The organism is Mesorhizobium sp. WSM4823 (assembly GCF_055811195.1).
Map to the genome: position 1 here is coordinate 1 of NZ_JBVVQL010000015.1, position 17,032 is coordinate 17,032.

Sequence of the window (17,032 nt, forward strand, 5' to 3'; positions counted from 1 at the left end):
AATCGCTGTCCGCGAATTACTGAAATCACTGTCCGGGATTTAGCGAAAAGGGTGTCCGGGAATTACCGAAACACGCAAGTGACGCGAGCGACAGTGGTCAACCAATAGGCTCAAATTCGCCCGATGGCGGTGGCATCATTGGGCTGGCAGCAGACGCTCCAACTCGAGGGAGTGGCGGTCAAAACTCTGGGCATCCCGCGGGTTCTGACTATAAGCAGCTGCTCAGACCCGCAGGGGCGATGGTCGCAGACGAACAGAAGCGTCAGGCGTTCGACTTTTAAGGTGCGTCTTACCCCTGTCGCCGGGCCAATCGATCAATTGACCAGCCGCTCGAATAGGGGCTGCCATCTTGGTTCGGTGTCCTTCGAACTCGAATGCAAGATCGGGAGGGTGTTATTGGGGACAGTAAGCGGCATTACTAGCAAGAGCCCCTGCCCGCCGTAACCTAGCGGGTTGTTCGGATAGATTTTGGCACCGATGTCCTCGACAAGCGCCTTTGCGCGGTCCCGATCCCCCACAGTGCCGAACACGCCGGTTTCCCCAGCAAAAGCGAAGGCGTCATCCGTGAGCATCTCGCCCGCGCGAAAGTCGATATCGTCGTAGGCCAGTGCAGAGATGGCGGTCCGTACGCGATCCATTCCCTGTTCGGTCGCGAATAGGGAGTAGACAAGAATCTTCGGCCGAGCCCCCGCCAGCAACCCGGCATGCTCTTCGACGAAGCGAGTAACGTTCCTGGCCAGCGACTTTCCAGTCGCAACGACGTCGTCGATGATCACAACGGCCTTAGGCGAATCCCCGTTACGATAAGTGAGGGTGAACTTGCGGAACGCTTCTTCAAACGAGGATGGCGCGAGGATGGCGTTTCTTGAGATCTTATTTTCCTCGGCGAAGTCGGACGCGTAGCGCTGCCCGCTCTTTCCCTCGCCGTCGACATAGGTGATGACGACGTCGTCTCGGCGATCACTCAGTTTCTTCCTCGTTGGTACCCCCAGCGTCTCCCGAATGACATTTCCAGCGCTCTTTAGACGCTGCAGATTCTCCTCCAAGCTGACGACACGCACAGACTTTAACAGAGTGAAGAGCAACCGCTGATCGCGGTTGCTCTCGCGCTGCGACAGCCACGCTCTGACCCGTTCCGGTCCGACAGGTGTGCCGCGGTATGGAGGCCACCCATTCGTAAGGCTTACTATCTCGTCGGCCGCGACACGCGCGTCTTCGTCGAGCTGCTGGTCGATGCTGGCCAGTTCCGCCGAGAGCCTATCATTGGCAAGGCGGCTTAGGCCTACACCCATGAGCCACAAGCGAAAGATAGGCAGTTTGAAGTCGTAGACGCCCTGCGTCTCCAGGAGCACGTCCCGCGCGACAAAGTTGCCCAGAAGCGATGTGAGTTCTCCTTCGGAAAGCTGTGTGGCTCCGGACTGGGCATAAATGTTCGCGAGGGTGGCAGGCTCCCCGGCCCGTAGACAGCGGGCTATTGCGGCCAGCGTGCGGCGACGCTTTAGGGCGACTGTCTCACGCTCTTCGATCGGGCTGTAAATCCCGTCCTGCCACATGTGCGCGAACTGATTGCTCTCAAGGCGGGCGATGGTGGATTGGACCACATGACTGACCTCCTCTGCTGTTATGTCAGCATCCCGCTCCCGGACAGCGCGGGCCATCACCTCCTTGCACACAATCTTCGCGAAGTAGGGGTTACCGCTGCTAAAATTGAACACTTCCGAAATCGCGTCGAGGTGCCATTCGAGGACGCCTTCGGACGGGTGCCGGACGAGCTGTTGAAAGTCTTCCCATTCATTCGCCCGGGAGAAGTAACTGAGATTGATCCTTGAGAAGCGGTTCAGCTTCTGGCCCTGCCGATCCATAATGTAAGGCATGTTCTCGCTGCCGACGAGCAGCAGGCAGATGTTCGGCGTTGCAGTGATTGCCCTTATGTTCGCGAAGAACGTCTCCGCGAGGTTACCCTGCAGATACAGCTCCTGCGCGATGTCGTCGAACTCGTCTATGATGACTACGAAACGCCGCTCGGGATCTATCGACGACGCGTGCTGAGAGAGCTTGAGGAGTGGCGCAAGCGTACCGTCGTAGTTTCCCCGCTCATAACCCCCGCTGTCCGGAAGGTGGCCGAAGACGAACTCCTCTATTTCTCTACCCAGGCTACGCAACGTGGCTCGCGAGTCCTCGGCCGCCAGATTGCCCCAAAGAATGTAAAGCTTGTGCAGCTTTCTATTCGGGTTGTGGCGAACAGCCTCATCGACGGCCGTCTGCGCTAGCGACGTCTTGCCGACCCGCTTCTGACCGTCGATGTACGTGGGCTCCATCGGCGTCTGCAAAATACGTGATACAAGCGTGTGCACCTGCTCCTGCCGGCCGATGAAGCGCCCGCCGCTCGCAGGCGCCTCCGCGTACGGGTTGATGTACTTGAACCTAGCCCAGTCGATGTCCGCTCGCTGCGCTAGCACCCGGACGTCGAAAAGGTCCTCACTGGGCTTGATGCTACCCAGTTCTCCCCAGGTGACGTGCACGTCAGCCGTGAACGAGTCGCATGGCTCGACAATGACAACCCGCATCGCGATCGAGAACTCACCGGGCGGAACCGTTCCAAGGCTTACCTCCGCGTTTTCGACCAGAACAAGATCGCTTGTGCTGGTGAATCGGAACGTAACGCCGGTCGCGTTCCCAGGCCCAAGATTGCGCATGGCCACGATCACCCGAAGTTCCCGTTCGGGCTCGTGTAGCGGATAGCGCTTCTGCAGCTCGGGCACCAAGTTAGACCGCTGGATCGTCGACCGGAACCTTGCCCGCACGCTTGAGAGCAAGCCATCCAGTGCCTCGCTCGCGTGGTTGAGGAAGGGCACAAGGTGATCGCTAGTCAGGAAAGACGGCCGCTGAGCCGCCATCGACCGTACCGACGCGATCTCCTTATGGAGGGCATCCACGTCGTCGGCCAAAGTGCCTTCTATGCGATGGACACGCGCGACTTTGCCGATCAGGGCGTCGACGGCTTCGGTTACCTCGCTGACGTGGTATGGGCGGCAATACTGCTTGACCAACGGATGCCGTAGACAACCCATGATCGCAGCCTTGGCAGCGATCAGCGAATCTACTGAACTATATGACGTGCGAAGCGGCTGCAGACGACCCAGTACCTGCTGATGAACGTTTTCGAGGGCTACAAACTTCTGGAAGTTCTGCATCTTTGGCCCGATGTTGGCCAAGCTTAGAAGGTCGGGCATGGCGCCCTCGATGAGTTGCACCACAAAGCGCGCCATGCTGTTGGACGCATTGGCAGGTACGACGCCGGGTGCCGACAATGCGCGCAACACCACTACGGCAGGTATTTCCTTGCCTGATGGATGCTGAGCCATAGACGCGATAGCGTCGGCCAGCGAACCCTCACACGGCAAATCCTGGACGGCGAAGAGGTATCGGCGGAGGGCCCGACGCGTAGCCTCCTCGTCGCCTGCGGCAACCGCGGTCTCGAAGCTGTCTAGCAGCTGTTGCGAATCGGGGTCGACCGACACTTCGCTGATCGACATTATGCAGGCCCTCACCTCTTGGAAACGAATATTCGCTTCGCACCTTAACGGCTAGCGAGTTGCCGGCATAGCAATCATCAACAGCACCTCTACAAAGCGGACGGACTTCTCACGGCCAACACCGGTCATTCAGAGCCGCTACTGTCACCCCTACGATGCCAAAGTCTGGCATACTCCAACTAAGGTTAGGGTGCCGGCGCGCAAAACGCTGGAATACGTTGGAAGTCGCTGTCTCGAAAATTGTTTCGGGGAGCCTACGGGGAGCGCCAGCCGAGATGATGCTTCTTGGGCCGCTTCTAAGGTCATCAATGGCAGCGACTTTGGCCAAAAAGAAGCCGTGATCTTGAAGCATGACCTAGCGTCAATGCCAGGGAGGATCAGCAAATGGGCAATGTCTCGCTCTTTGAGGATATAAGCGACCGATTAACCGACGACGCAATCAACGTGATGGTTGCGCGAAACAGGGTGGCTTCGATCAAGCATCTTCCTGATGGACCGGACGCTCGCGCGCCACGGCTTCGATCTGAAATCGCCTCGATGTGGCAGGATTTCGAGAATGCGATCCGCGCCGTCGATGCTTGCAATCATCGATCGATTTCGACGAATCGCAAGAAGCGACTGAACGCTATGATAGACAAGGCTGTGGAAAGTAGCTGGCTCGTTGAGCAGATGCGCCATTCGATGGCAAAGCTCGCGAAGGCGTACCCATCGAGGCACCCAGCGCGGAAGATTTTGGAAGGCGGCTTGCGTCAGTTAACCTGACGCGCACGATTTCCCTGGTTGCTGTAGCGCTCGAACTCCGCCGCCGGCCTGCATGTTGCGACGCCGGCGCCGCTGTCAGACGTTGAGGGACCCCTCCCCGGTCAAAAAAAAAAACGCTGGCACCGGTTTCTTCCGGGTCCCCCCTCGCGGCAACCGCGCAGCGATGGGGGCCAGTCCGCCAGCTCAGCTCAACAAGCGGCGACTTATCGCCAGCCTAGGAAGTGGCGCCGGCACGATTGCGGCTGCCCGCGCTAATCTTGCGCGTATGGATGGTGTGGGCGCCGCTGACGCGCAATCGATAGTCCAGCATTGGTTGGCTGACGCCATAGAGCTGCTTGGCAACCGATATCAGCCCTTGGCTGACGATATTGAGCGCTGCTTCATTTGAGATGAGTAGACAGCCGCCAAGGAAGTTGGCTTCTGCCTCGATTCCACCATCTCGGGAGCGCTCACCTTTTACTGTCAGCGGCGGCGTGCATTTATGTCCAAGGAAGCAATGCGCCAGTTCGTAGCAGATGTTACTGCGCTGTCGGAGCGGATGGTGCGAATCGTTGTGGACGATCGCAGTGGTCGCACCGCGCGGCACGGTCACGGCAGAAAATGTCGACTGATCCCTACCGAGAAATGCTCTGGCGTCGCAGTCGAGTTCGCTGAGCTTCACCAAGACAATATCGAACTCGGTGCAAATCCCGATGGGATCGATCGGGGCGATCGGGCCAAGGCCCATCTGCTCGCGCACTTTAAGCGCGATGCGGTTGGCGTCCGCCTTGAAGCCATGCCGAAATGCCAAGTCAGCTCTCCTTCAACCTGTTGTAGGTGCTGAGAACAATCTCTTCCATTAGCTTGGCGTTCGTCGGCGTAAGGTTGGGATCGGCGCGTAAGAGCGCGGTGATCTTAGCCAGTGGCGGTGCCTCGCCTGCTGTCGTTCCAGGAATAAACGATTCGGCCTTGAGCTTCGACCATTTCAGAAGGGCAGCCAGCCCGTTCACATCGGGTTTAGCACCCTGGCTCATCCGGGATAATGTCGAGGCGGCCACTCCGGTCGCCTCCGCGACATCTTTCCAAGTCATTTGTTGGCTCAAGCGAGCCGCATTGAGTGCTGCATAGAAAGATTCAGTATCAAAGTTATCGGCCACGTCACCTCCATTGCGAAAAAGGGATCGATTGCGATCTTGCAACTCTCCCGAATCTCCCCTACAGGTATCAAATCGATTGCGAGTTCGCAATTGATTGCTCAAACCGACACCAAGGAGAGAACCCATGATCGCCGCCGAAATCACCGAGAATGCTCCGCAGGGGAAGGAGAAGACCGTCACGATCATCGTGAACGGACGTGCGAAAACTTTGCCCAAGAACGAGGAAGTCACCTTCGAAGAGGTGGTGGAGATCGCCTTTCCCGGCCACCCCACCGGCGATGGTATCCAGTACACGGTCCAGTACACCCGCGGACAAGGAAACAAGCCGGCGGGCACGTTGGTCGAAGGCCAGTCGGTGAAAATCAAGGACGGGATGGAGTTCGATGTCACGTCGACCAATCGCTCTTAGTCCTGATCTGCTCCGCCTGCAGAATGAGGGCTATGACGTCGACATTCGGGACGGTTTCCTGCTTGTCAGGAACGTCCCCTTTGTCACTTCCACATGCAGCATAGAACGCGCGACACTGATCTCACCGCTGTCGCTGTCGGGAGATGTCACCGTGAAACCCGGCAAGCATGTTTGCTACTGGACCGGAGCACACCCGTGCCATGCAGACGGCGCCAAAATCAGGTCGATCGAAAATGGTGCCGGGCCGCAGGACCTGGCCCCTGGCCTGCATGCGGCCTTTACTTTCTCCGCCAAGGCCGACTACCGCGACTACCACCACAAGATGACGACATACATAGGGCGCATCGCCGGCGAGGCAGCAAAGCTCGATTCGACCGCCACAGCCCGGATTTTTGCAGCTATCGCAGCCGAGGCCGAGGAGTCAGTGTTCCAGTATGTCGACACGGCAACGAGCCGCGCGGGGATCGGTGCTATCAACGCCAAGGTTGCCGGCCAAAGGATCGGCATTGCCGGCCTCGGCGGCACCGGCACCTATATCCTTGATCTCGTCGCGAAGACCTCTGTCGCCGAAATCCACCTCTTCGATGGCGACGTGTTTTCCCAGCACAACGCATTCCGGGCACCCGGGGCTGCCAGCCTGGACGAGCTGAAAGAGGGCGCGCTGAAAGTCGACCGGTTTGCTGGCGTTTACTCGCGCTTGCACCGTGGAATCAAACCGCACGCATTCTTTCTCGACGAGACGAACGTGGGGGCGTTAGCTGGCCTCGATTTCGTTTTCGTCTGCATGGACGTTGGCCCGGCCAAGCGCACAGTCATTGACTATCTCGTTGCAAATGGCATTTCGTTCGTCGAGGTCGGCATGGGCGTGACGGTCGACGACGGGCGCCTTGGCGGCATAGTACGTGCCACCGTCAGCACGCCCAAGACACGCGATCTGGCCGTGCCGCATATTTCCTATGCTGACGACACCAGCGGCGCCAATGAATATGCCAGCAACATCCAGATTGCAGAACTGAACGCGCTGAACGCCGTCTTGGCGGTTATGCAGTGGAAGAAGCTCATGACGATCTACCGGGATAGCCGGCAGTCGGTGTACCTTGGGTACTCGATTGCGAGTGGCGAAATCATCACCGAGGGACCTGATGGCGCCGGTTGATCGTCTTCAGCCAAGGTTCGTCGAATACATCCCCGACGATGTCGAGGCGGGCGTCCTGTACGTCTCGCGACGTTTTTCGACGGCCACCCATCTTTGCTGTTGCGGCTGCGGTCTTGAAGTGGTGACGCCGCTGAACCCCGCCAAATGGGGCGTAGTCGAACGAAATGGCAGGGTCTCACTGACCCCTTCCGTTGGCAACTGGAGTTTTCCTTGCCGGTCGCATTACATCGTTTCGGACAACCGTGTTCTATGGGCAAGGTCGATGTCACCTGAGGCCATTGCCGCTGTGCAAAGGCGGGATGTCGAAGATGCTGTGCGTCTCGCACCACCGAGGCCCAGTTGGATTCGTCGACTGCTGGTTGGCGCTCAGGTTGCTTACACGTCGACGGTTGCGGCGATAAAGGGGTTATGGCGCTAATGTCCCACCTCTTTGAGCGGTCGGCCAGAGAGATCTGTCATTCAATACACGCGCGGCCGAGGCGAACCTGTAATGGCCATGATGGCGAATGCTCGGGCTCATCGCCAGGGCGCTCTGCGATCCATCGCGTGGCAACTACCGAATCCGTGGCCTCCACGTCGCGGCAGTCTTCGCCACTGACCCTGCCGGCATGTTGGCGCGGCCGGCGAGCTCGTACCCGAGGTGACGCATGACCTCCCCAACGATGGAGCCGGCGTCGACAGTTCCGAGGTCGTGCGGGTGGTAGAGAGCTCCAAGGTCGGCGACGATCAACGGTTCAACGCCTGCCAAGGCCGGTAGACCTGCCTCTGTCGCTTCCACCATGAGTCTCTTGCCCTGACTGGACCAAGCGATCTCCTCCATGCGGATATGAACCGGGTCGGAGAAGGTGATCCCGCCGGAACGAAGCGGCAGGCCGGACGTGTTGATTAGGTCTATGATTTCTTGACCGCCTTGTTCGTGGCGCTTCCTGGCATTTTCGTAGAGCGTTGCCCGCCGCTCAGGCGACATTGCCTTTAACTTTTCCATTGTGATTTGCATCGTCGTCCCCTCAAAGCTTGCCCCGGCTCAGTTGCGTGTAGGTCTGAATGGGCTGGCCGCGAACCTGGCAACGGACCGGCTGGCCGTTCGCGTCCAACTTGGGTTCGGCGCCGACCGCATTCTTGATGTACCAGCCGAGATACATGTTCAGCGGCGTTTTGCCTGGCAGCTTGACGGCATTGGCCTCGCCACCGATGGCGCGCTCGTAGAGCGCCTTGAGTGCCGGCGAGTCCATTGCTGCCTTGAACACCGTGAGCACGAAATCGTCGTCGAAGAGCCCTTCGTCGAAGAGCCGCTTCGCTAGCGTCACGAACGCGTCGATTGTGTCGTATTGGGCGGTCAGCATCCCCTTCGTGGCATCATCCATCCGTCCGGTATTGATCGCAAACTGATGAATGGCCCGCTGTATCAGCGCGCTCGCCTCGACGCCCTTGTCGTCAGCCTCGGCCCGGATCGCCGTCATGGCGTCCTTGTTCACGTTGACTGTGAATTTCTCGGTTTCCGTCGTCATCATCACCTCCTGCGTTAATGTATAGAGGGCATACATTGGGGCTGCTGCGCTGTCAATGAATGACGGGCATACATTGAAGTTCTGCCTGTGGGATGCAGGTTGCCGGCACCGGTGAGGTGTGACCCCTCCCCGGAAAAAAACTCAACAGATTGTCGGTAAATGGGTCCCCCGGCACGGCAACCGCGATGTCGTAGAGGCCAGTCCGCGCGCTTATCTACCTCAGGAGCGCCTTTCTGTTTGAAGGGGACGCTGCTAGGAGAAGACCCAAGCGAGTAGACGAGGAACTCGATTTGAAGGTCGAAAAGGCAACTCGGGCAGACCTCGACGTTATCCTTGGCTGGTTAGAGCGCGAGCATGACGAGAGGACACAGAGTTTTTGGCAGAACCGGGAGCTTATCCATCGGGCACTGGCGAACGGTGACCTGTGGGTGATCCGGAAGGCAGGCGAAGCAGTCGCCTTCCAAGTCGGTCACTATGCCGCCGAAATAATCTGCGTGCGAAAGGACAAGCAGCGGCAAGGGCTCGGAACAATGCTCGTCCAGGCCTCGCTGAGACGCGCTCGGGGCAACAACGTAAACGCGCTTTCAGGTGAATGCAGCCCGCCGGATTCGTTGGGGTTCTGGCAGAAGCTAGGGTTCGAACGGCAAGGTGATACGAGCGAGCATAGTAGTGTTTTCGTGCAGCTCTTGCTGCAGCGCGACTTCGATCTTCCCGCTGATCTCCCTGTTTCCGAAGTGACAATCACCTTCTATCCGGAAACGGCTATCTACCAGCCGGAGGTCGAGCCAATTGCCGTCTGGGAAGTTAAGGGCCGGCGGCACGGAGACGGTGCTGTATTGTTAGAGCGGCGGGTAGTCGCACTCATGACCGATGAACCCCAGCGCGGGGATCTAGTAGTCCGAATCGACGTCGACGGCATCAAGCAATACTTCGGCAAAGCCAAGCACGCCGAACAGACAGGACTTCACCGGGATGTGGTCGGCGGAACTTTCTATATTGATGCTGTGAAACCTTCGGGGACTGACGCGGGCAGATAACGGTAGGGTGCTCTGGCAGGCAGGTTTGGCGGCCGAAAAAATTCCTGTTCGTCCGGAGCAGACAGATCTGTCATCTTATCATTCGCAGCCGTGAGGTTTGGCGAAATCGCGAATGTCCCTTGCAGGCCATGAGGGCAACACGCCGTCTGCGCGGGAGTTGTTGTGGGGTTGCCGCCCCACAACTCCCGCGCGGCTGTTGTTACCCCATAGGTAAGGGACGATTAACAACCGCCGCGCGTTCCGCAGGAGTTGGCGCGGGAGTTGTGGCGGCTCAACTCCCGCGCTTCACCGGGTCGATCGCGTCGAAGCAGCGAGGCGAGCTTCGCGTTGCCTCGGGTCGCGGTCGAGCCCCGCCTTCGAAGAAACAAAGCCAGGTCGATCCGCAGCGACGGAGCGGGCTAACGCCCAGCGGGGCATCGCGTATGTCGCGGTGGGACTGACGCGCGCTTAGCTTTGGCGCCAGCGTTGCGGGTTTGAGCACCATCTTGGGCGTGATTTCTGGTCTGTCGGCGACATCGCCCCGGCCCGGCAGATGATGAGGTTTCCGGCGCGAACATCATCACCGACACCGTGACGGTCAGCAACGGCAACCTTTCAGCAGCCATGGGCAGCCTTCGGCAAGGCAACCGTTCGTCGTCAATGAAGGAGGCGGCCAGCTGGATCTCAACGATATAGACCTGACCATAACGTCGCTCGCTGGTACCAGCGGAAAGGTCACGCTGGGCGCGAACCCATTGCGGTCAACGGCACGACTAGCACGCTAGCAATATTCGGCGCCGCGGACCTTATCGGCACCGAGGATTTGCTGCACAAGTGCGCCGGTAGCCTAAGGCTTGTGGGGAGGTCGCCAGCGTTTGTCGATGGGCTCGTTGGCTTTGCGCCATCGGAACGGCGCAATACTCGGTGATCAGAACGGGAACTCCTCGGTCTGCAACGGAAGATCCTCGCCGGCCACGGTCCAGACGTCGGACTGCTTTCGATCAGGCCCCGTCCACCGTGCGGTCGCGATGAGTTTCGCTTTGGCGAAGGCATCGATGATCTCGGTCGCCTGTTTTGCGTCTAGTCGGAACCGCTCGCGAACTTCCGCGTCCAGTCGCGAGCCCTTCGGGCCCGAGGTCGCCGCCGACCACGGGCGCTTTCCGGTCCCGGACCGTACCAGCTCCAGGAACCTGTCTCGCTCGGGCCAGGTGTTCACATCGAAACCTTGCTCAGTAGTGCCGAACATCACCTTGCGAAACCCTGGCGACAGATCGCCGTTCGGCAGCTCGACGGGCTCGATTTCAAGCCAGCGGTCGCCGATGCGCCCGGCGTAGTTGGATTTGGCGCCGGTCACCCGGGCGTACGCTTCCTTGTCACTGGGGGGGTGGATCCTCTCGTGCTCCGTGTCGGTCATGCGTTCGATCGTGACGACGGTGCGGCAAGCGTTGACCAGGGCGGACCCGCCGCGGGCGCCATCCTGGTCGCCGCCGCTTGCGCCCTTCCGGCTGTGGTGGACGATCAAGATCGGTAGCCCCAGCTGCCTCGCCATCGCGCGAAGGCGAAGGACGAGTTCCTTCATGTCTACGTTGCTGTTCTCGTCGAGGTTGACGTGGGTCTCGATAAGGGGGTCGACGACCAGTAGGCCGATCTGCCGATCACGGATCGTTTGGATGAGCTGATTGTAAAGCGGCGTCGTCTTGATCTTGTTGCCGTCCTCCGGGTCTCGATGGACCAGGACGAGGCGTTCGGCCTTGATCGTGAATAGCCGGTCGGCAAGCGCGCTCGACTCGATGCCCATCACCTTGCAGGCCGCCGCCAACCGGCGGCGTTGCTCATCGATATTGTCCTCCGCGTTGAGGAGCAGGACGTTCCGCTGCATCCTCGCCGACCACCATGCGAATTCGGCGCCGGTAGCGACCATCACGCCGAGTTGCAGGGCCAGCAGCGATTTGCCTTCGCCACCGCGGCCAGTCAGCATGCTCACTTGGCCGTCCATCATGAGGCCCTCTACGAGCCACGGCCGCGCCGGCAAATCTTCAGGGATCGGAGCAAGGCTGACAATCTCAAGGGGCTCGACCTGGTCGGTGCTGGCCGACGGTTCTGACGAGGTGACACCGTCGGGCTCCACCTCACCGCGCGCTACAATGCCGTATTGCACGGCGCGCTGACGCGCCTGCTGCACCTGCCTGGTCGCTGCCTTGATACGTTGCGAGGCTGGGTATTTCTTCGTGTCGAGCAGGTGGGCGCTGATCGGCTGTAGCGCCGGCGAGAGGATAGCGTTTCGCACTGCCGACAAGGGTATGCCTGCCGTGACCGCCTTTATGGCGAAGCTGAACATGACCGCTGAACGATCGTTTACATTGATCGGATCGGGACCATCGTTAACCCAAGCTGGGTTCGTGGCGGACAGGATAAGGCGCTCCTTCGTGTGGTCCGGACATCTCAACTGCGCGACAACCGCGCGGAATTCCTCTTCGGTTTCGAACGGAACGACGTCGTCGCCGATGTCGACATCGGCCGATGGCTGCGGAGGCGTGCCCGGCCGCTCCGACGGCAAACGATCGAGCGCGGTCACTCCGGCCTCGTCCCGCAGCACGGTGGCGACTACGCCGGTCTTGGAATTCCTGGTGAACGGCAGCCGGGCGACGTGGTCGATGCTGTGGCACTTGTCGCCGCCGAGACGTTGGGCGAGGGCATAGTTGATCGCTTCGACATCCTCTGACGGCAGCCGAGATGGCAGTCGCCACCAGAGCCAGATGCCTCGGCCCGACAGCACGACCAATTGCGGTCGCGGCAGATCGACAGCATCAAGTTCGGACAGCACGCGCTCACGCCATTTGGCGAGCGCTAGCTCGTCCGTCATGTCCTTGGGCGGGTCGATGTCGATCCAGGCCCACCGCGAGCCGCGGCAATCGGACTTCTTCGGCTTTCCGACGAAGCCGCTGTCGCACAGATCGGCCGGGCAGAAATAGATGTCGGCGCCTTCGTGCTCCTCGATGAATGCCCTCGCCTGATCGGGCAGGGGCAGTTGCGGGCGCAGGCATCGACCGTCCTTGAATGTCATGATGTTGAAGGTGCTGAAGTGGGCTCGGAGGAATTCGACAGCGGCGGCCGCGTTGACCTCGGCCACGAGATCCAACGCCTCGGTCGATGCGAGTTCGGTGGGATCAGACCGAGCGTTCATTTGTCGCCATGCCTGGCCAGCGCGGAGGCGCGCTCGTGCCGTTCCACGGCGCCTTCGCCGGCCGCCCGTGCGCGCAGCCGCTCGGTCATCCACTGCTCGATCTCCTGCTCCAGGAAGCCTATCTTCTGCGGTCCCAGCGGCACAGGCTTTGGGAACGTGCCGGCCGCGATCTTCCGATAGATATGGGTTTTGGAAAACGAGACGCGGTCGAGGACCTCGTCCATGCTGATGAAGCGATCTGCCACATTTACCTCCGGTCACTGGTGACTCGGTGGCAGATGCCCCCATCGCATGTTCCGACGCAAAGGCGCTAAGGGCGACTATGCCAGAGGCTTAGCCCGGAGCCGCCTCATAGCGTATCGACACTGATCGAGGGTGTACTCCGCGTCGATTTTCTGGGCGACGGCATACACCAGCTGCAATGCAGGACCCCTAGCGAACTTTTTCCCGTCACTTTCCACGCGCTCGTCGATTTGGCCGGCAAAAGGTAGATCCGTTTCCTCCGCCCAGAATTCGCCCAGCACATCGACGGCGGCCGCGAGCCCGCTGGACTTCACTTTGCGCGAGTGTTTTCGAATTACCCGGGCGTCCGTTTTTTCGGGGAGATCGGCGTCGAGCCTGTCCAGACCCGTCAGCAGTCGGCGTATCTGGCCTCTCAGATCGTTCCTACTGTCAGGGTTCTCATAGGACTGATCCAATTCGGGGTCGATGGCTGCGATGTTTATCCGGGTGGTTTCTAGCGCATCAAACGCGGTGATCATTGCCGACCGCAAAGCCCTGATCTCTTCCGGCCCGTTGCCAGCAACGTCTTCGGTCGCCAACGCGCCATCGTGGGCCCATTTGGCATCAATCATCGCTCGGAGTACCTTCTCCTCCCTTCCAGCAAAAAGCGGCTGCCCATCCAAGTCTTGGACCTGGCCAACAACAGACTGCGCGTTTTCGATCGTGAAGGTCATCTGACGACGATAACAGAAGCTGGCCCACCCCGCCGCATCGAACGACCGACTTCTTATGCCGACCGCCCGACGCGGTGCTCGTCCTGCTGGAACGCATCATTCTGCCGCTATGAGCGTCGTTGCAGACGGGGCGGCGCCATTTCGCACAACTCCGATCAGATGCTCGCCGTAAGCCTGCAGCGCCCGCCGCTTTTCCTCCAGGTAGTCGTGCTTGTTGTAGGTTTTTTGCAGCCCCGGCTTCGCGTGTCCAAGCACCGCGTCGCGAACTTCCTGGTTAAAACCGAGATGGGCCAGTCGCGTTTCGCACGTCACCCGAAAATCGTGGACCCGGTAGTGCTGGAGGACAGCTTCCGGCTTGCCCAGCTCCTTCCGCAGATGATCCTGGGCCAGGTCGTCCAGCGCACGCTTACCCTGGGAGAAGCCGGCAACCGGAACGCGACCATGCCGCGACGAGAAAACAAAGTAGTCGTTGGCACCGGCCCAAACTGGCAGCCGCTCGAACAAAGCCCATAGCTGTGTCGATATCGGCACGATGTGTTCGCGGCGGCTCTTGAAGCGCTCCTTGCCGAGGTCCAACCACCGATTGTCTGTGTCTATTTCAGATCGCTTGCAAAACGCCCACTCGGCCCGACGCTGGCCGGTCAGCATTAGTGTTTGGTAAAGCGACCCAAATGGATAACGCAGATCCTCCGCGGCTTTCCAGATCGAGCGGATTTCGATGTCGCTGAGCGCGCGTCCGGCCTCCGTGTTTCGCGCCAGATCGTTTCGCTTCATACCGCTAAGTGGGTTGTTAGCGATGAGCTCGCGGTCGGCCGCCCAGTTGAAGATGCGTGACATCTGCTTGCGGACCTCACGCGCCGTTCCAATCCGGCCGCTTGCAACAATGTTGTCGATGATTTCGTGCACGTCGGATCGCCGGATATCCGCAATCGGTGTGTCACCCAAATGCGGCACAACGTGCAGGCGCAACACCCGCTCGACGTTTGGCCAGCTCGATATGGTCCTTGCTGCGTCCTGCCTTATATGTCGCTCCAATACCGCCGAGAATGTATTTGCCCGCCGCTCTCGCACGCTAGAGGCCAGCTCGGCTCTCGGGTCTGCGCCGGCGCCGGCCTTGCCTAAGATTGCCCGGGCACGCTCTCTGGCGTCTGCCAGACTGACCACCGGCCATCTTCCAAGCGTGATTCGATGCTGTTTGCCGGCTAAATGGCGGCCGGATTCGGTCTGGCCGCCCTCGCCGAGGACCCGGTAGATCACCGAGAAGGATTTCGCCCCTTGATCGGAGACCCGTAGGATTAAACCGGGGCACAAGTCGTCACCGACCTCTAGCCGACCGGTCTTAGGCGGTGTCATGCGTTCAAGGAACTGGTTCGTAAGGCGCTTCTTGCTGGTCGTGGCCATTTGCTCCCCCGGGTGTCCGGGTCCTCTTCGTTGATCGTTCGCCGGGTTTCCGAGGGGAGCCGCAGGGCGCGGTTTTCGACGGAACTCGACGGAACTGATCGTTCCGCTCCCCGCGCCCATAGACAATCGTTTTCTGGATGAAGGAGTTACTCGGCGTGACGAAAAGCGTCGTCGAATCAATGGGTTGCCAAGGTTGGGGTCGAGCGTTCGAATCGCTTCACCCGCTCCAGTTTCCCAAGGGAATCAAGCAATGCGAAGTAGGCCGGATCCCCTTCCGGTCTTTTTCGTTTTTGGGCGGCACCGGCACTTTGGACCTGCCGGCAAGGGATCCAAAATCCGGGTGATCGAGGCCAGGGTGCCGAATAGATCGCAGCCGCAGGAGTCTCGACACCGCAAACCGCGTATCGAAGGCAGCGCCCTTGCCATAGCGTTTTAAGGGTTCGGCGGTTTTTTTTGTGAAACGTGTGGAACACAGGGCATCGACGATGGTTCGGTCCCAGCAGCGTTATTCCAGTAGACAAATGCTGCGAGATCGGATGCTCCCTCCGATCAGCCCGCGTCCTTCCCCTCCTCGGGCGCGGGCTCTCATCCATTTGGCCGATGCGCTGGTCATGGAAGATACCCACATTAATCTGGATCAGCCTCTCTGATCCCAACAGACCTTTGCCCGCGACCTCTCCCGGAGGCGCGGGCATTCTTCATCTCATCGGCCGACGTGCCAGGCTGTTACGACATGCCGGGCCGTTACGACATGGGCGGTTATTTAGGTTCGACTGCGCTAGCTTCTCTCCCGCGCGGGAGAGGTGGAGCGAGCACCGAGATCGCCTTCGGCAGAACTTTGAAATGGGCCGGTGTCGAGGTGACGATCTCGCCATCCGTGTTGACCGGCATTGGCACTTTCGTCTCGACGTCGAACTCGATGCACCTGGCCGTGCGCACCTCCCGCCAGAGACCATGTGTTCCGGAGCGGAATGAGCGGAGCATCAGCGCCAGCTTCCAGAGATTCGTCATCTCCAAGCTATAGAGGTCGAGATGTCCGTCATCGATCTCGGCCGTCTCTTCCACCACGTTGCCGCCGCCGTAATGCACTCCGTTTCCAACCGCAATCTGGTAGGTCTCGGCCTCGATAGTCGTACCCTTTTCCGTAATCTTCGCGTGGAACCGCTCGGCCCTGGTCAACACCTTCATCGCCGCCAACGCATAGCCAAGCCTGCCGAAACGCTTCTTCAGAACGGGGTCGAGCCCCAGCGCCAGTTCGGTGCTCAGTCCAATGCTGGCGACGTTGAAAAAGGCATGCCCATTGACGGTGCCGACATCGATCCGTCGAGTTCTGCCTTGCACGATCACGTCTGCGGCCTGCAGCAGATTTGTCGGAATGTGAAGCGTTCGCGCGAGGTCGTTCGCCGTTCCCATCGGAATAATGCCCATTGGCAGGCCGCTTTCGACGACCGCCATCGCCGCCGACGACACCGAACCGTCGCCACCACACACGATCACAAGGTCGGCCAGATGGCGCAAGCGCACGATATCTCGTGCAAGCTCGGGCAATGCCTCGAACGTCTCGACGGTTACGGCAAGCCCGCCGACCTCCAGCCGCTCCACAATAGGCGCCATCGACTCATGGCCGCGCCGCGCTTTGGGATTGAGGAGCAGCAATGCGCGCCTGTTGGTTTTTTTGCTCATTCAGAGCCTGGCCGGACGGTTCATGGCCACGCACATAAGGTGGCTGGCGGCAAATTTCGACCCCAATCCTCGCTTCTTGACCTCCGGCGAGGTTTCCCCCGCGGCAAAACGGTGTCCGATGTCCAAGTACTGCTGCGCCGCGAGGAATAGGCTCTCCTCGATAGGACTTCAGGACTTTTGCGTTTCAACCTCGGACCAAGGTCCCTTGCGGGCGGTTGTATTTAAACGAAACTGGCTAAGTAGTGGACCTTCAGATTAGAGAGTCCTCACATACTTGGAACCATC

Annotated in this window: 15 protein-coding genes; 5 read left to right on the forward strand and 10 right to left on the reverse strand. The window is 59.7% G+C overall.

What is annotated here, in order from left to right; genetic code table 11:
• Window positions 1-314 precede the first annotated feature (314 nt).
• Window positions 315-3,536 carry a phosphoribosyltransferase-like protein gene (locus AC0L26_RS27170; RefSeq protein WP_473635338.1) on the reverse strand — a complete coding sequence of 1,074 codons (3,222 nt, stop codon included), beginning with the start codon at window positions 3,534-3,536 and terminating at the stop codon, window positions 315-317.
• Window positions 3,537-3,920: 384 nt separating this feature from the next.
• Between AC0L26_RS27170 and AC0L26_RS27175 the strand changes: the two genes are divergently transcribed.
• Complete coding sequence (locus AC0L26_RS27175) at window positions 3,921-4,298, forward strand: hypothetical protein (RefSeq protein ID WP_473635339.1); 378 nt, start codon at window positions 3,921-3,923, stop codon at window positions 4,296-4,298.
• A gap of 214 nt (window positions 4,299-4,512) precedes the next feature.
• Here the strand turns inward: AC0L26_RS27175 and AC0L26_RS27180 are convergent, their stop codons facing one another.
• Together AC0L26_RS27180 and AC0L26_RS27185 are read right to left on the reverse strand one after the other, a co-directional pair.
• On the reverse strand, window positions 4,513-5,088 hold the full coding sequence (locus tag AC0L26_RS27180; protein ID WP_473635340.1) for an ImmA/IrrE family metallo-endopeptidase: 576 nt from the start codon (window positions 5,086-5,088) through the stop codon (window positions 4,513-4,515).
• A 1-nt stretch (window position 5,089) separates the two neighbouring features.
• Window positions 5,090-5,560: a helix-turn-helix domain-containing protein gene (locus AC0L26_RS27185; protein ID WP_473635341.1), complete on the reverse strand. Its 471-nt coding sequence runs from the start codon at window positions 5,558-5,560 to the stop codon at window positions 5,090-5,092.
• Here AC0L26_RS27185 and AC0L26_RS27190 point away from each other — a divergent pair.
• From AC0L26_RS27190 to AC0L26_RS27200, 3 genes are read left to right on the forward strand one after another with little or no spacing between them, the layout of a single operon-like run.
• Entirely contained in the window at window positions 5,559-5,843 is a 285-nt protein-coding gene (locus tag AC0L26_RS27190; RefSeq protein WP_473635342.1) for a multiubiquitin domain-containing protein, read from the forward strand. The genes AC0L26_RS27185 and AC0L26_RS27190 overlap by 2 nt on opposite strands.
• Window positions 5,818-6,999, forward strand: coding sequence for a ThiF family adenylyltransferase (locus AC0L26_RS27195; protein ID WP_473635343.1), 1,182 nt, complete (start codon window positions 5,818-5,820; stop codon window positions 6,997-6,999). The genes AC0L26_RS27190 and AC0L26_RS27195 overlap by 26 nt, the downstream gene beginning before the upstream one ends.
• Window positions 6,986-7,417 carry a ubiquitination-like system serine protease family protein gene (locus AC0L26_RS27200; RefSeq protein ID WP_473635344.1) on the forward strand — a complete coding sequence of 144 codons (432 nt, stop codon included), beginning with the start codon at window positions 6,986-6,988 and terminating at the stop codon, window positions 7,415-7,417. Before AC0L26_RS27195 ends, AC0L26_RS27200 begins: the two co-directional genes overlap by 14 nt.
• A gap of 135 nt (window positions 7,418-7,552) precedes the next feature.
• Here the strand turns inward: AC0L26_RS27200 and AC0L26_RS27205 are convergent, their stop codons facing one another.
• Both AC0L26_RS27205 and AC0L26_RS27210 read right to left on the reverse strand, forming a co-directional pair.
• Complete coding sequence (locus tag AC0L26_RS27205; protein ID WP_473635345.1) at window positions 7,553-7,996, reverse strand: hypothetical protein; 444 nt, start codon at window positions 7,994-7,996, stop codon at window positions 7,553-7,555.
• Window positions 7,997-8,006: 10 nt separating this feature from the next.
• Window positions 8,007-8,507, reverse strand: coding sequence for a hypothetical protein (locus AC0L26_RS27210; RefSeq protein WP_473635346.1), 501 nt, complete (start codon window positions 8,505-8,507; stop codon window positions 8,007-8,009).
• Between the two features lie 290 nt (window positions 8,508-8,797).
• Between AC0L26_RS27210 and AC0L26_RS27215 the strand changes: the two genes are divergently transcribed.
• The gene (locus AC0L26_RS27215) at window positions 8,798-9,544 is read left to right on the forward strand and encodes a GNAT family N-acetyltransferase (protein ID WP_473635347.1); all 747 of its coding nucleotides are present in this window, start codon (window positions 8,798-8,800) and stop codon (window positions 9,542-9,544) included.
• 907 nt (window positions 9,545-10,451) lie between these two features.
• On the opposite strand, the gene AC0L26_RS27220 is transcribed toward AC0L26_RS27215, so the two are convergent.
• The 5 genes from AC0L26_RS27220 to AC0L26_RS27240 form a co-directional block, all read right to left on the reverse strand.
• Entirely contained in the window at window positions 10,452-12,707 is a 2,256-nt protein-coding gene (locus AC0L26_RS27220; protein WP_473635348.1) for an AAA family ATPase, read from the reverse strand.
• Entirely contained in the window at window positions 12,704-12,952 is a 249-nt protein-coding gene (locus tag AC0L26_RS27225) for a helix-turn-helix transcriptional regulator (RefSeq protein WP_473635349.1), read from the reverse strand. Before AC0L26_RS27225 ends, AC0L26_RS27220 begins: the two co-directional genes overlap by 4 nt.
• 75 nt (window positions 12,953-13,027) lie before the next feature.
• A complete protein-coding gene (locus AC0L26_RS27230; protein ID WP_473635350.1) occupies window positions 13,028-13,663 on the reverse strand; it encodes a hypothetical protein in 636 nt (211 codons plus the stop codon).
• 96 nt (window positions 13,664-13,759) lie between these two features.
• Window positions 13,760-15,064 (reverse strand): tyrosine-type recombinase/integrase, encoded by a 1,305-nt coding sequence (locus tag AC0L26_RS27235; RefSeq protein ID WP_473635351.1) that lies wholly within the window; start codon window positions 15,062-15,064, stop codon window positions 13,760-13,762.
• Window positions 15,065-15,823: 759 nt separating this feature from the next.
• Window positions 15,824-16,747, reverse strand: coding sequence for a lipid kinase (locus AC0L26_RS27240; RefSeq protein WP_473635352.1), 924 nt, complete (start codon window positions 16,745-16,747; stop codon window positions 15,824-15,826).
• Window positions 16,748-17,032 lie beyond the last annotated feature (285 nt).

Coding starts and splice junctions, on each gene's coding strand:
- AC0L26_RS27170 (WP_473635338.1), bottom strand. CDS start 3,536: ATGTCGATCAGCGAAGTGTCGGTCGACCCCGATTCGCAACAGCTGCTA.
- AC0L26_RS27175 (WP_473635339.1), top strand. CDS start 3,921: ATGGGCAATGTCTCGCTCTTTGAGGATATAAGCGACCGATTAACCGAC.
- AC0L26_RS27190 (WP_473635342.1), top strand. CDS start 5,559: ATGATCGCCGCCGAAATCACCGAGAATGCTCCGCAGGGGAAGGAGAAG.
- AC0L26_RS27185 (WP_473635341.1), bottom strand. CDS start 5,560: ATGGGTTCTCTCCTTGGTGTCGGTTTGAGCAATCAATTGCGAACTCGC.
- AC0L26_RS27195 (WP_473635343.1), top strand. CDS start 5,818: ATGTCACGTCGACCAATCGCTCTTAGTCCTGATCTGCTCCGCCTGCAG.
- AC0L26_RS27200 (WP_473635344.1), top strand. CDS start 6,986: ATGGCGCCGGTTGATCGTCTTCAGCCAAGGTTCGTCGAATACATCCCC.
- AC0L26_RS27205 (WP_473635345.1), bottom strand. CDS start 7,996: ATGCAAATCACAATGGAAAAGTTAAAGGCAATGTCGCCTGAGCGGCGG.
- AC0L26_RS27210 (WP_473635346.1), bottom strand. CDS start 8,507: ATGACGACGGAAACCGAGAAATTCACAGTCAACGTGAACAAGGACGCC.
- AC0L26_RS27220 (WP_473635348.1), bottom strand. CDS start 12,707: ATGAACGCTCGGTCTGATCCCACCGAACTCGCATCGACCGAGGCGTTG.
- AC0L26_RS27230 (WP_473635350.1), bottom strand. CDS start 13,663: ATGACCTTCACGATCGAAAACGCGCAGTCTGTTGTTGGCCAGGTCCAA.
- AC0L26_RS27235 (WP_473635351.1), bottom strand. CDS start 15,064: ATGGCCACGACCAGCAAGAAGCGCCTTACGAACCAGTTCCTTGAACGC.
- AC0L26_RS27240 (WP_473635352.1), bottom strand. CDS start 16,747: ATGAGCAAAAAAACCAACAGGCGCGCATTGCTGCTCCTCAATCCCAAA.